At 63.3% G+C, this 13,923-nt stretch carries 13 protein-coding genes and 1 pseudogene; 8 read left to right on the top strand and 6 right to left on the bottom strand.

Going from position 1 to position 13,923, the window contains the following annotated elements; all coding sequences use genetic code 11:
• The coding region (locus JaAD80_RS22350) for a LysR family transcriptional regulator (protein WP_258003128.1) at nucleotides 1–400 on the bottom strand (400 nt) is incomplete at its 3' end.
• Between the two features lie 99 nt (nucleotides 401–499).
• Between JaAD80_RS22350 and JaAD80_RS22345 the strand changes: the two genes are divergently transcribed.
• The 5 genes and pseudogenes from JaAD80_RS22345 (at nucleotide 500) to pcaC (ending at nucleotide 5,502) form a co-directional block, all read left to right on the top strand.
• Complete coding sequence (locus tag JaAD80_RS22345) at nucleotides 500–1,189, top strand: hypothetical protein (RefSeq protein ID WP_258003127.1); 690 nt, start codon at nucleotides 500–502, stop codon at nucleotides 1,187–1,189.
• A 114-nt stretch (nucleotides 1,190–1,303) separates the two neighbouring features.
• Nucleotides 1,304–2,737, top strand: a pseudogene (locus tag JaAD80_RS22340) (alkaline phosphatase); the annotation flags it as partial.
• A 48-nt stretch (nucleotides 2,738–2,785) separates the two neighbouring features.
• Nucleotides 2,786–4,198: an alkaline phosphatase gene (locus JaAD80_RS22335; RefSeq protein WP_102297585.1), complete on the top strand. Its 1,413-nt coding sequence runs from the start codon at nucleotides 2,786–2,788 to the stop codon at nucleotides 4,196–4,198.
• Between the two features lie 78 nt (nucleotides 4,199–4,276).
• On the top strand, nucleotides 4,277–5,005 hold the full coding sequence (locus JaAD80_RS22330) for a hypothetical protein (protein ID WP_102297583.1): 729 nt from the start codon (nucleotides 4,277–4,279) through the stop codon (nucleotides 5,003–5,005).
• A 98-nt stretch (nucleotides 5,006–5,103) separates the two neighbouring features.
• Nucleotides 5,104–5,502, top strand: coding sequence for a 4-carboxymuconolactone decarboxylase (pcaC, locus tag JaAD80_RS22325; protein WP_102297580.1), 399 nt, complete (start codon nucleotides 5,104–5,106; stop codon nucleotides 5,500–5,502).
• Between the two features lie 78 nt (nucleotides 5,503–5,580).
• Here pcaC and JaAD80_RS22320 read toward each other — a convergent pair whose 3' ends face one another.
• The 3 genes from JaAD80_RS22320 to dprA all read right to left on the bottom strand — a co-directional run bounded on the left by JaAD80_RS22320 (nucleotide 5,581) and on the right by dprA (nucleotide 10,211).
• Nucleotides 5,581–8,250 (bottom strand): DNA topoisomerase III, encoded by a 2,670-nt coding sequence (locus JaAD80_RS22320; RefSeq protein WP_102297578.1) that lies wholly within the window; start codon nucleotides 8,248–8,250, stop codon nucleotides 5,581–5,583.
• A 292-nt stretch (nucleotides 8,251–8,542) separates the two neighbouring features.
• Nucleotides 8,543–9,007 carry a DUF494 family protein gene (locus JaAD80_RS22315; RefSeq protein WP_034749287.1) on the bottom strand — a complete coding sequence of 155 codons (465 nt, stop codon included), beginning with the start codon at nucleotides 9,005–9,007 and terminating at the stop codon, nucleotides 8,543–8,545.
• Nucleotides 9,008–9,101: 94 nt separating this feature from the next.
• Entirely contained in the window at nucleotides 9,102–10,211 is a 1,110-nt protein-coding gene (dprA, locus tag JaAD80_RS22310) for a DNA-processing protein DprA (protein ID WP_102297576.1), read from the bottom strand.
• A 313-nt stretch (nucleotides 10,212–10,524) separates the two neighbouring features.
• Between dprA and def the strand changes: the two genes are divergently transcribed.
• The 3 genes from def (at nucleotide 10,525) to JaAD80_RS22295 (ending at nucleotide 13,063) form a co-directional block, all read left to right on the top strand.
• Nucleotides 10,525–11,067, top strand: coding sequence for a peptide deformylase (gene def, locus JaAD80_RS22305; RefSeq protein ID WP_102297574.1), 543 nt, complete (start codon nucleotides 10,525–10,527; stop codon nucleotides 11,065–11,067).
• 94 nt (nucleotides 11,068–11,161) lie between these two features.
• The gene (fmt, locus tag JaAD80_RS22300) at nucleotides 11,162–12,118 is read left to right on the top strand and encodes a methionyl-tRNA formyltransferase (RefSeq protein WP_102297572.1); all 957 of its coding nucleotides are present in this window, start codon (nucleotides 11,162–11,164) and stop codon (nucleotides 12,116–12,118) included.
• Nucleotides 12,119–12,160: 42 nt separating this feature from the next.
• Nucleotides 12,161–13,063: a LysR family transcriptional regulator gene (locus JaAD80_RS22295; RefSeq protein ID WP_102297570.1), complete on the top strand. Its 903-nt coding sequence runs from the start codon at nucleotides 12,161–12,163 to the stop codon at nucleotides 13,061–13,063.
• Here the strand turns inward: JaAD80_RS22295 and JaAD80_RS22290 are convergent, their stop codons facing one another.
• Entirely contained in the window at nucleotides 13,064–13,471 is a 408-nt protein-coding gene (locus JaAD80_RS22290; protein WP_102297566.1) for a 4-oxalocrotonate tautomerase family protein, read from the bottom strand.
• A 163-nt stretch (nucleotides 13,472–13,634) separates the two neighbouring features.
• A partial coding sequence (locus JaAD80_RS22285; protein WP_146012480.1) for an integrase core domain-containing protein occupies nucleotides 13,635–13,923 on the bottom strand: 289 nt, incomplete at its 5' end.

Genomic DNA, 13,923 nt, shown 5'->3' with positions numbered 1-13,923 from the left:
GCCGCCAGCGCCGCGCCCTCGAAGCACGGCTGCAGCTGCAAGCTGGCATGCGGGTAGGCATCCAGCGCCGACGCCAGTCTGCCGCATGGCGCCACAGCAGCAGGGCCGGCCCGGCGACGCGGGCATCGATGGCGCCCAGCCCGCCCATCACGTCCAGGCGCGCCTGTTCCGCCAGCGCCAGCAAGGTGCGCGCCCGCGCCAGCAGCAGGCGGCCGCCTTCATTGAGCAGCAACTGCTTGCCGGCGCGGTCGAACAGCGGGGCGCCGATGGCCCCTTCCAGGCGGCGCAAGGCCTTCGACACGGCCGATGGCGTCAGGTGCAATTCCAGTGCCGCCGCACCCAGGGTCGGCTGGCGCGCGGCGCTGCAAAACACGCGCAGGTCGCCGAGATTCAAATGCATATTGATTTCCAGATGGGACACAAAAGGTGAAAAATGGTTGCTGTACCGTCCATGATACCGCCGCTATCATCCAGGCATTGCAACTCACCGATCAAACCCATGCTGCGCACACTCCTTCTTTCCATCCTCCTGCTCGCTTGCAGCCTGGCCCACGCCACGCCCCTGACCTGGGGCCTGCACGGCATGGTGCTGTTTGGCGGCAAGCAGGGCCTGTATGCCTCGCACCTGCCGATGTTTCATGCACCGCATGATTACCAGGTGGTACTGCAAGTGCATCTGGCCGATCCCGCACGCGATGCGCAGCTGCGCGCGCTGCTCGATGGCGGCACCGCGCTGTGGACGCTGGAACCGCAGCGCTTCGAACTGGCGCGCCTGCTGCCTGCCGCTGCCGTGCCACTGCGCCAGTTCCAGGCCACCGTGGTGCGCGGGCACTTCGAGAAAGATGGCCTTCCAGAAACTGGCTACCGCGACACGACCATCGTCGTCGAACGCGTGGTGCTGATGCGCCAGCTGTCGCCGGCGCCGGCCAGCAGCGCCAGCGCGCGCTACCTGCAGGTGGGCGGCGGCACGCAGCGTTTTCTCGTCAAGCGCATCGACAGCCGGCCCGACTTCGAGCACATCGTCGCCTGGACCAGCCCCCCGAATGCGCCGCACGGCGACGTCGTCGTGGCGAAAACCGGTGTGCAGGAGAGCCCGGCCGCCGCCTTGCGGCAAGCGCTGCGCACGCAGGTGGCGGCACAGGCCGCCTTGCGCGGCACAGTGTATTTTTCCACCGAGGATGTGCGCTAAAGCCACAGGCACGGCGATGGCATAGCGGCGTCGCCAAACGTGACACATCGTCATGAGGGTGTCACATTGGATTGCTATCTTGCTAGCTCTTTCAAACCTAGCCGGATGAATCACATGACACGCAGAAAAATTTCCGTCGCTGGCTGCAGCGTCGCTATCACCCTGATGCTGGCTGCCTGTGGCAGCGACAGCAAAAAAGACGACGTGGTGGCGGAAGCGCCACCGAAAAACGTCATCTTCTTCCTCGGCGACGGCATGGGCCTGACCACCATGACGGCGGCACGCATCTATTCGGTGGGCGAAGACGGTTCGCTGACCATGGACACCCTGCCGGAAACGGCCTTCGTCAAGACCTTCTCGAACGATGCGCAAGTAACGGACAGCGCGCCATCGATGGCCGCCTACATGACTGGCGTGAAGATGAACAATGAAGTCATCTCGATGTCCGCCAACACGGTCGCCATCGATCCGGGCACGGATGCGAATGGCAACAAGCTGGTCAACAAATGCGGCACCGGCAACGGCACGCCCGCCACCACCTTGCTGGAACTGGCCAAGGCCAAGGGCTTTGCAGCCGGCGTCGTCAGCACGGCGCGCGTGACGCACGCCACGCCAGCGGCCACCTACTCGCACATCTGCCACCGCGACCTGGAAAACGATATCGCCGCGGCCCTCGTGCCAGGCGGCACGGGCTACAACAGCGCCCTGGGCACCACGGGCCTGGAAGTGGTGCTGGGCGGCGGCGCGCAATTCTTCAAGCCGTTCAAGGATGGTGGCAAGCGTTCCGACGGCCGCGACCTGGTCGCCGAGCTGAAAGCCAAGAGCTACACGGTGGCCAACACGGGCGCCGACTTCAAGGCCGTCGATGCGGCCAAGACGGACCGTTTGTTCGGCGTGTTCACCTCCAGCCACATGAGCTATGACCTGGACCGCGATGCGGCCAAGGAACCTAGCCTGGCGGAGATGACCACCAAGGCCATGGACGTGCTGGCCAAGAACAAGAAGGGCTACTTCCTGATGGTCGAAGGCGGCCGCATCGACCACGCGCTGCATGAAACCACCGCCAAGAAGGCGCTGCAGGACACCGTCGCCTTTGACAGCGCCATCAAGGCCGCCATCGAAAAAGCCAAGCTCACCGACCCGACCCTGGCCAATACCCTGATCGTCGTCACGGCCGACCATGACCACACGCTGGTGCTGAACGGCTACGCCAAGCGCACGGGCAAGACGGCGGCCGGCAACCCAGGCGTGCTGGGCGTGGTGAAGAACTACGTCACCGGCGCGGTCGAGAAAGACCTCGATGGCGCACCGTATTCGATCATCGGCTTCGGCAATGGCGAAAACCGCACCCAGTCGAGCCGCGCCGCCATGGCCAGCCTCGATGAAACCGTCACCAGCGCGAATGCCTACCACCAGGAAGCGGTGATACGCACCACGGCCGGCAATGAAACCCACGGCGGCACCGACGTCTTCCTGGGCGCCATCGGCAAGGGTTCGGAAACCTTCCTGGGCACCATCGACAACACCAAAGTATTCGGCCTGGTCAAGACGCGCCGGCGGTCTGTAATCCCCAAGAGACAAGAATTGGACAAGCACATGAAACCAGCATTGAAATCCGCCTTGAAACTGTCGCTGCTGACCACGCTCGTGGCCGCCAGCGTTGCCAACGGCGCCTACGCCGCCGACGCCAAGAACGTCATCTTCTTCCTCGGCGACGGCATGGGCCCGTCCGTCGTGACGGCCGCGCGCATCTACCAGTACAAGGAAGACGGCAGCCTGACGATGGACACGCTGGAGCGCACGGCGCGCATCAAGACGTTCTCGAACGATGCGCAAACCACCGACAGCGCGCCGTCGATGGCCGCCTACATGACCGGCGTCAAGATGAACAATGAAGTCATCTCGATGGCGCAGGATACCATCGCCAAGGAACCCGGCCGCGATGCCAACGGCAACCTGGGCGTCGACAACTGCCCGGCCGGCGGCAAGAGCGCGCCGACCATTCTGGAACTGGCGAAAGCCAAGGGCAAGGCCGTGGGCGCCATCACCACCACGGAACTGACGCACGCCACGCCGGCGACGACCTTCTCGCACATCTGCAACCGCAATGCACAATACGCGATCGCCGCGCAAACGGCGCCAGGCGGCGCAGGCTACAACGCGGCCCTGGGCGACGGCGTCGACGTGCTGATGGGTGGCGGCCGCAACCACTTCACGCCATGGTCGGCCAGCAACAAGTACGGCCGCGCCGACGGCCGCAACCTGCTGACGGAATTTGCCGCCAAGGGCTACACCGTGGCCGCGACGAAAGCGGAAATGGCGGCGGCGCCAAGCGGCAAGAAGTTCATCGGCCTGTACAGCACCCGCAGCCACCTGGAATATGAGCTGGACCGCACCGCCACGCCGCCGCTGGGCGAAGGCGCGACCCAGCCTAGCCTGTCGGAAATGACCATCAAGGCCATCGACTTGCTGTCGAAAAACAGCAACGGCTACTTCCTGATGGTCGAAGGCGGCCGCATCGACCACGCCCTGCATGGCATCAACGCCAAGCGCGCGCTGACGGACACCATCGCCTTCGACGACGCCATCAAGGCCGCCATTGCCAAGATCAAGGAAACCGATCCGACCCTGGCCAACACCCTGATCGTCGTCACGGCCGACCATGACCACACCCTGGCCTTCAACGGTTATGGCAAGCGCGGCAATCCTATCCTCGACATCAACCGCGGCTACAAGGATAACCAGCCGAGCAAGGATGCCGATGGCAATACCTACACTACCCTGGTGTTCGGCAATGGTCCGAACCGTCCTGACCTGCGCAGCAACGTCGACAGCGCCACGGCACTGAAAGACAACTACCTGCAAGAAACGGGCGTGCGCCTGGCCAGCGAAACCCACGGCGGCGGCGATGTCAAGCTGCTGGCCACGGGCGCCGGCGCCAAGACTTTCAAGGGCACCCTGGACAACACCAAGGTGTTTGACCTGCTGAAAGCGGCCCTCGGCTTTTGATGTAGCGGCACCTGCGTAACCCCAACCGGGGCGGATGGCGATGGCCTTCCGCCCCCTTTGCACAATAAAGGCAACACCATGAAACCGACCCTCATCGCCGTCCTCCTGGCCGCCGGCTTCGCCGCCAGCGCCCAGGCCGCGCCCGCTACCCCTGCCGACCTGGACCTGGGCATCACCTACTACAGCCGCGTACTCACGCCCGAAGGCGTGACGCGCGAAAGCCGCTACGAGGAAAAGATGCTGCGCCGTCCCGGCCACGTGTGGGTCGAACGCGTGCTGGCACCGGCAACGGATGCGCATGCGGGACACGCCCATGGCGAGAACAAAAAGGTCGCGCTGAAAACCGCAACGGCGGCCACGCAGCATGAGCACAAGCACTTCAATCCCGTGCTGATTCCCCGTCATGTGATGCTGGAAAAGAACACCGTGCGCGTGGAATACATCGACGCCCACGACAAGATCGTCGTTTCCATCCCGAAAGCGGAATACGAGAACGTCAATTTCGACGGCTCGTGGGAAAACACCTTCTATTTGCTGGACCCGAAACTGGTGGCCGCCATGCCGCTGAGCAAGCAGGCATCGAACGTGCCGGGCGCGCGCTGGCGCGAAGTGGAAAAGAAGGGCGTGTTCCAGCGCATCTTGTGGGATGAGCAAAAGCAGATCCCGCTGGTCATCGAAAGCGGCGACCGCGCCAACACCTTCTATCGCCGGGTCGATGTCAAGCTGCAGCCCACCGTCAGCAAGGCGCAGCCCTGGGCCAACCTGCAAAATTATGCGCAGCGCGAGTATTCCGACTACCTGGACTGATCTCGCCGCTGGCGCCGCGCCGCGCCGCCTGAACTGCACTTGACCTGCCTGTGCCCGCTCGCTAGTATCAGACAAGAATCTTCCACAGGGAGCGCGGCATGGACGAACAATTCGAAAACGGTTTGCGCATGCGCAAACAGGTGATGGGCGACGCCTTTGTCGAGCGCGCGTTTGCGCAGGTCGACGCCTTCACGGCGCCCTTGCAGGAATTCGTCACGCGCAACGCCTGGGGCACGACCTGGTGCCGCGATGGCCTCGACCTGAAAACCCGCAGCCTGGCGACGATTGCCATGCTGACAGCCCTGGGCCGCGCCCAGGAACTGCGCGGCCACGTGCGCGGCGCCGTCAACAATGGCGCATCCATGCAGGAAATCCAGGAAGTGCTGCTGCACGCCGCCGTGTATTGCGGCATGCCGCTGGCTATCGACGCCTTCCGTTCGGCGCATGAAGTGCTGCGGGAAATGGGTTTGGTGGCGCCGGCCGCGCCGCCAGCCTGAGCATCGGCAAGTCACTCCGGACGTAAAAAAAGCCAGGGATATCCCTGGCTTTTCTACGCTGGCGCATGCCGCCGCGGATTACTCCGCCGCTGCAGCCGCCTTTTTCGCCGGCGCTTTCTTGGCGGCCGGCTTTTTCACGGCCGCGGCTTTCTTCGCCGGCGCCTTTTTCACGGCTGCCGCTTTCTTGACTGCCGTTTTCTTCGCTGGCGCAGCGCCTTCTTCGCCTTCGACCTCGGCGGCCGCCGCCTTGCCCTTGGCAGGCGCCTTGGCCTTGCGCTCTTCAAACTCGAAGCTCACCTTGCCATCCTTGCCGCGCACGAGGAAAGCCTTGAACGGACGGCGGGTACGCTGCGATACGAAGCCCGGCAGCAAGTCGGTCTTGCCATCGTTGAGCAGTTTCGCCATTTGTTCCGGCAAGATTTCCTGCTGCAAGATGATGCGGCCGCTGCGGAAGTCGCACGTCTTCGGCTTGGCCACGCTGTGTTCGCACACATAGGCCAGGCCCATTTCGTACACGCCGGCGTTGCACTTGGGGCACGGTCCCACGGGTGTCTGGCCCGTGAAATCGACGCCTTCGCCATCTTCGCTCTCGTCGTTCTGGCCGAAATCGAATTCCAGCTTGAAGTTCTTGATCTCTTCATCGCGCACGATGCGCAGGATGGCGGCGAACGGACGGCCCATCTTCGAGCGGAAGCCCTGCAGCGGGCCGATGGTGCGGTCCTTCAGCAATTGCTCCACTTCAGCGATTTCAAACTGGCGCGAACCCGGCGTCTTGCTCATCGAGAATTCGCACTTGGTGCAGGCGAAGCGGCGATAGTTTTCCTTCACCACGCCGGCGCAATTCGGGCATGGCGTTTCCAGGGTCGCGTAGTCGCCAGGGATCGTGTCGTTGTCGTATTCCTTGGCGCGCTTGACGATGATTTGCGTCATCTGCGCGATTTCGCGCATGAATTCTTCACGCGAAATTTTGCCTTTTTCCATCTGCGACAGCTTGTATTCCCACTCGCCCGTCAGCTCCGGCGCCGTCAATTCATTGACGCCCAGGCCTTTCAGCAAAGTCATCAGCTGCGAGGCCTTGGCCGTCGGGATCAGTTCGCGGCCTTCGCGGATCAGGTAGCGTTCCGTCAGCAAGCCCTCGATGGTGGCCGCGCGCGTCGCCGGCGTGCCCAGACCCTTGCCAGCCATCGCATCGCGCAGCTCGTCGTCGTCGATCAGCTTGCCGGCGCCTTCCATGGCCGACAGCAACGTTGCCTCGGTGAAGCGCGCGGGCGGCTTGGTCACCAGGCCGTTGGCGCTGACGCTTTCCGTCTGCACTTTTTCGCCCTTGGCCACTGGCACCAGATTGCCGTTGCCATTGCTTTCCTTGTCCGCGTCCGTCGATGCTTCCTTGCCGTAGATGGCCAGCCAGCCCGGATTGGTCATGACCTTGCCTTCAGTCTTGAACTGATGGCCGGACACTTCCGTGTAGCGCGTGGTGACCTGGAATTCCGCAGGCGGGAAGAACACGGCCATGAAACGGCGCGTGACGAGGTCGTACAGCTTCTGTTCCGGCTCGGACAAATTCTTGGGCGCGATCGTCGTCGGGATGATCGCGAAGTGATCCGAGATCTTCGTGTTATCAAAAATGCGCTTGTTCGGCTTGACCCAGCCCTTGTCGATGATCTGCTTGGCGAACTGGTGGTAGTTGCTGTTTTCCTTGACCGTTTCCAGCGCCTGCAGCACGGTCGGCATGTAGTCTTCCGGCAGGTGGCGCGAATCGGTACGCGGGTAGGTCAGCACCTTGTGTTTTTCGTACAGCGCCTGGGCCAGGCCCAGCGTGTTCTTGGCGGAAAAGCCGAAACGCGAGTTCGCTTCACGCTGCAGGCTGGTCAGGTCGAACAGGCCCGGCGCCATCGAGGTGGTCGGCTTCGATTCTTCCGTGACATTGCCTTGGCGGCCGCGGCAGGCGGTGGCGATCGAGTCGGCAGCCGTCTTGCTCCACAGGCGCTCGGCACGCTTCTCGGGATCGTTCTCGTCCTTCTTGAACTTGGTGTCGAGCCAGCGGCCTTCATAGATACCGGCGGCGCAGACGAATTCGGCGCGCACTTCCCAGAAGTCGCGCGGCACGAATTTCTTGATCTTGTCTTCGCGTTCAACCACGATGGACAAGGTCGGCGTCTGCACGCGGCCCACGGTGGTCAGATAGAAGCCGCCTTCTTTCGAATTGAACGCCGTCATGGCACGCGTGCCATTGATGCCGATCAACCAGTCCGCTTCCGAACGGCAGCGGGCCGCGTCGGCCAGCGGCAGCATTTCTTCGTCGCTGCGCAGGTGCGCGAAACCGTCGCGGATGGCGCCCGGCGTCATCGACTGCAGCCACAGGCGCTTGACCGGCTGCTTGGCTTTGGCGTTTTGCGCGATCAGGCGGAAAATCAGCTCGCCTTCGCGCCCCGCATCGCATGCGTTGATGAGGGTGGAAACGTCTTTACGTTTGATCAGCTTGTTTAATACTTTGAGGCGCGCTTCCGTCTTCGGGATGGGATTGAGCGCGAAATACGGTGGAATCATCGGCAAGTGCGCGAAACTCCATTTGCCGCGCTTCACGTCGAATTCTTCCGGTACGGCGATCTCCAGCAAGTGGCCAACCGCCGACGACAGGACGTATTCATCCGATTCAAAGTACTCATCGTGCTTGGTAAAGCCGCCAAGCGTCTTCGCGATATCGTTCGCGACAGAAGGCTTCTCGGCGATGATGAGGGTTTTTGTCATATTTTTTAGTCTCGAAAAATGCTCTAGGATAGTTTCAGCATGCGCATCATACAGTGCATTGCCAGGCGCCGACGCTTTTGTCTGCGCAATGGCTTGTGACTTGTGGTCTTGTCAAGCGGCCAATGATAAGCGCCTATTGAAGAATTCAGCAAGTTATCTGCAAGCAAGAATGCGCAGGCGCAAACGCAGTGTCAAGCGTGCGCGCAGGAGCGGCCTATATTAAAGGGGATGGCGCGGCGGCGGCGCCAGGGTCGGGCTAGCGGCTGCAGCGGCAGCCAATGACGCCACTATATTAGTGCAACAGGCGCGGCGGCAAGTCTTCGTCGTCCACGAACAGGTCATCGAACATCAGGGCGTCCGGTTCCTTGCCCTGGCTCCACAACAGCATCAGCACGATGACTTTCAGCTTGCCCAGAGAAACCGGCGCTTCGTCGAGCGCCAGCGCCCGTTCGATGACGATTTCGCGCTGCAATGGCGAGAGCACCTTGGCGCTTTCCAGGAACTGGATGAAGCCGATGGCGGCCGTGCCCAGCACGTCGCTTTCCTGCTGCACATAGAAACGCGTGCCCGTGGAACTGGCCGTCAGGGTTTGCTCGACACCGGCCATGGCATTCAAGTCCGTCAGCCAGACGAGCGCTTCGGAAATCTCCACGTCGTCGAAACCGACAGCCGACAGTTTGCGCGCCAGCACTGCCGGCTCGGGGCAGGCATCGGGGCGATAATAAGTCTCGTAGAGGTACACCAGGATATCGAACATGGCTCTACTCTAGCAGCTAAGTTCGCTGGGACACAAGGGTGTGCGCCGACAAAGGGCCGGCGTGCGGCGTGGCCGCCACACAAGTGACAAGCTGTCATTTGCAGCGTTGAAACAGTCCTCCCGGCAAGCGTTCCACCCGCCCCGCCAGTTCCAGCGCCAGCAATTCTCCCATCAATTCGCCCATGGCCAGGCCGCTGCGCGCGGCCAAAGTGTCGGCGTCGTGGGGATCGTGGCCCAGCGCGGCCAGCAGCGGCGCGTCCGCGTCTTGCACGGCCGCCACGCTGGCGCTGCCGCCCAGCCATTGCAGCTCCTGCAGCACGTCATCGGCCGACTCGACCAGCTTGGCGCCCTGCTTGATCAGCGCATGGCAGCCCTTGGCCAGGGTGGCATGAATCGAGCCGGGCAACGCATACACGTCGCGCCCCTGCTCGCCGGCCAGGCGCGCCGTGATCAGCGAACCCGATTGCGCCGCCGCCTCGATCACCAGCACGCCGCGCGCCAGGCCACTGATCAGGCGATTGCGGCGTGGAAAATTACCTGGCATGGCCGGCAGGCCCAGCGCATATTCGCTGACGATGCAGCCTTGCGCGGCAATCCTTTGCGCCAGATCAAGGTTTCGTCTTGGATACACGAGATCGGCACCCGTGCCGATCACGGCCACCGTGCCGCCCTCGCCGCGCAAGCCGCCCTCGTGGGCATGCGTGTCGATGCCCAGCGCCAGGCCGGAAATGATGGTCAGCCCCGCCGCGCTCAGCGCTTGCGCAAAGGCGGCCGCGTTCTGCATGCCTTGCGCGCTGGCATTGCGACTGCCGATGATGGCGATGGCCGGGCGCGACAGCAGTTCGCTGCGGCCCCGCACGTACAGCAGCAGGGGCGGATCGGCAATTTCCAGCAGCAGGGGCGGATAGGCGGCATCGGCCAGGGTCAGCACGGCATTGCCCGGCTGGCGCAGCCACTGCAGAGTCAGTTCCAGCTGGCTGTTGGCCAGCGGCTTGGGCGGCTGCGCGATGGCGCGTGCCACGCCGGCAGGCACCACTTCGCGCAAGGCCTCGAATGCGGTGGCGAAGATGGCCGGTGGCAAGCCGAAACGGGCCAGCAAGGCGCGCGCCGCCACCGGCCCCACGCCGGGCAAGTGCTGCAGGCGCAGCCAGCCCGCCAGTTCCGTGGCGGTGTCCGTGTCCGCCGCCGTCGCAGTTGCATGCATGACAACCTCGCTCAGTACCGCACCACTCCATGCTAGCGGCACGGCGCGCACGCGATGCCGACGCGCGCAAGCTTGTGCCAGACAGGGTACAAAAAGACCCGTCATCCACAGCGCCATGGGCGTCTGTGATAAAATTTCCCTTAGCAGCAGACCATACGACGCACTGGCAAACACATCTGCCGCGCCGTTGCGCCATACGCGCCCAACCGTAGCGTACTCAAACATCCAATAACACTCTGCCGTGCCATCGTCTGCATGGCCCAGGCATGAATAATCCGGCGCACCGGCGCCCACCTTAACCAGTCGAATCCGTATGTCCATATTAAATATCCTGCGTTACCCCGATCCTCGCCTGCACACGGTCGCCAAACCCGTCACGACCTTTGACGAGCGCCTGCAAACCCTGATCGACGACATGGCCGAGACCATGTATGACGCCCCTGGCGTCGGTCTGGCCGCGTCGCAAGTCGATGAGCACATCCAGATGATGGTGATCGACATCACCGAAGAAAAAAACCAGCTGCAAGTGTTCGTCAACCCGGAAATCATCTGGGCCAGCGATGAAACGCAGGTGTACGACGAAGGCTGCCTGTCCGTGCCCGGCGTCTACGATGGCGTCGAGCGCCCGGCCCGCATCAAGGTGCGCGCCCAGGACCGCCACGGCAAGCAGTTCGAGCTGGAAGCCGATGGCTTGCTGGCCGTGTGCATCCAGCATGAGATGGATCACTTGCTGGGCAAGGTATTCGTCGAATACCTGTCGCCGCTCAAGCGCAATCGCATCAAGACCAAGATGATCAAGGAAATCCGCGGCCTGGAGCGCGAAGCGAGCCTGCGCGCGCAGAACCGCCGCTTCTAAGCTACTGCTGATAGACTAAGCAACAGTTGTCGTTACACCACGCCAGCCTGGCGCCTTCGGGCGCGGGCCTGCACACCTCACGTCAAGGAACCATATGAAAGTGATCTTCGCAGGCACGCCTGAATTCGCCGCCACGGCCCTGAAAGACTTGCACGAAGCGGGATTCGAGATTCCGCTGGTGCTGACCCAGCCCGACCGCCCTGCCGGACGCGGCATGCAGCTGCACGCTTCGGCCGTCAAGCAATATGCGCAGCAGCACGGCATCGACGTGCTGCAGCCCCTGTCCCTGCGCATGGACAGCAAGGATCCGCAGCGCGCCGCCGAGGCAAAGGCGGCCCACGAGCGCCTGCTGGCCACCGATTACGACGTGATGGTGGTGGCGGCTTACGGCTTGATCTTGCCGCGCAGCACGCTCGACATCAAACCCTGCATCAACATCCACGGTTCCCTGCTGCCGCGCTGGCGCGGCGCGGCGCCTATCCACCGCGCCATCGAGGCCGGCGACGACGAGACGGGCGTGACCATCATGCAGATGGAAGAAGGCCTGGACACGGGCCCCATGCTGGCCATCGAGCGCCTGCCCATCGAAGCGGGCGACTCGACCGCCACCCTGCATGACAAGCTGGCTAAACTCGGCGGCAAGATGATCGTCGAGACCCTGCGCAAGATGCAGCAGCAGCCGCTGGAAGCCGTGCCGCAGCCGGAAGCGGGCGTCACCTACGCGGCAAAAATCGCCAAGGAAGAAGCGGCGCTCGACTTCAGCCTGCCCGCCCTGGAGCTGGGCCTGAAAATCCGCGCCTTCAATCCTTTCCCCGGCGCCTGCGGCCAGGTCGATGGCACGACCATCAAGATCTGGGCCGCCGACGTGCTGGAAGCGGACAGCAAGGAAGCGCCGGGCCAGGTGCTGGCAGCCGACGCCCAGCACGGCATCATCGTTGCCTGCGGCAATGGTTCGCTGCGCCTGACGGAGCTGCAAAAGCCGGGCGGCAAGCGCCTGCCTGCAGCCGAATTCATCAAGGGCTTCCCCCTTGAAGGCAAGCGCTTCGTTTAATTGCGCCCCCTGACAAACCAATAAGCGCGGCGCCAGGCACCCATGGACCAGCTGGCAGCCCTGCGCGCCCTGCGCCGCGTCGTGGAACTCGGCAGTTTCACGGCCGCCGGTGCCGCGCTGGGCGTGTCGCACTCCATCGTCTCACGCCAGATCCGCCAGCTGGAAAACCAGCTGGGCGCGCAACTGCTGAACCGCACGACGCGCCGCTTCGCCCTGACGGCCGCCGGCCATGACTACTATCTGGCCAGCCGCGACATCCTCGACGCCCTTGACGCGGCCGACCGCGCCGTCGCCCTCCACCAGGCGCAACCGTCCGGCAGCCTGCGCATCAATGCACCGATGGCCTTTGGCACGCTGGAGCTGGCCACCTGGCTGCCCGACTTTGCCCGGCAATACCCGCACATCCACCTCGACCTGGTCTGCAATGACCGCATTGTCGACTTGCTCGACGATGGTTTCGACGTGGCGCTGCGCCTGGCGCGCGGCTTGCCCGACTCCACCCTGGTGGCGCGCCAGCTGGCCAGCAGCCGCACGGTGGCCGTCGCCGCGCCCGCCTACCTGGCGCGGCATGGCCATCCGGCCACGCCTCAGGACCTGGCACAGCACAATTGCCTGATGTACAGCTCCGGCGACAAGCCGGCGGAGTGGCTGTTCACGGACGCCGCCGGTGCGTCCCACAAGGTGGCCATACAGGGCAGCTTGCAAGCCAATACCAGCGTGGCCTTGCGCGAAGCGGCCGTGGGCGGCATGGGCATCGTCGGCGCGGCCGCCTTCATCGTGCGCGACGCGCTGCGCAGCGGCCAGCTGGTGCAAGTGTTGCCCGGCTACACCTTGCTTCCACGCACCTTGTACGCGCTGTACCCGCACAGCCGTCTGCTGTCGCCCAAGGTCAGGGTCTTCATTGATTTTGCCGTCCAGTACTATCAGGAACGCCACTGGGATTGATCACGGCTGCCCCAGCACCTTGCGCACGGCGCGGAACTGCTGCGTCAAGCCGCCATAGCCCCAGGCCGCCTGGCGCGCGTCATGCACATGGATATAGCTCACTTCATGCAATGCGCCCAGGAACTCCTGCATGGCGGCGAACACGGCGGCGATGTACGCGGCCTTTTCCGCCGCCGTATTCGTTTCATCGCTGATCAGGATATCGAGGAAAAAGCTGGTCTTGCCTTGCGCCTGCAAGGATGGCCCGCCGACAAACCAGTGCGCCGCGTCAAGATGGCTGATGGCCACGGAGGTCAGCTCGGGCGCCTTGTGCAGCAGTTGCGCCGTCAGGCGGCTCAGGGTGGCGGCGATGGCGGCCGACTGGCGCGCATCAGACGCGCTCGACAAACTCAGGTTCAGGATAGGCATGGGATACTTCCAGGAAAGGTGACAGGAAGCCCATTCTAGGCAGCCAGGCGCCAGAATGGCAGCCCCGGCCAGGCACAGGATCTGTGCAGTTGGCGCACAAATGCCGGCGCGCATGAAAAAGGGCTTGCCGCAGCAAGCCCTTTTGGCATTCCGGCGTGGCCGTCTAGCTGTGAAGTTGCAAGAGGTTATTCTGGCCGGATCTGAGCCGTGACATTGGGGCCTTGCCAGCAATGCCCTGATGCGGCCGGTGCCAGTTGTAGTGATGGTTCCATTCTTTGAGCATGTTGGCCCGCTCCAGTGAGTTGTTATAAACAAAGCCGTAAGCCCATTCGCGCAAGGCTGACTGGATGAAGCGTTCGGCCTTGCCATTGGTCTGTGGTCGATAGGGCCGTGTAAAGCGGTGCTTCAATGCTATCTGGCTACAAGTGGCCTTGAATGACTTGGAGCGAAAG

It is taken from the genome of Janthinobacterium sp. AD80, from assembly GCF_002878455.1.
Lineage (GTDB): Bacteria > Pseudomonadota > Gammaproteobacteria > Burkholderiales > Burkholderiaceae_D > Janthinobacterium.
Note: the sequence above shows the minus strand (reverse complement) of the source record. Positions and strands in the feature narration are given on the sequence as shown.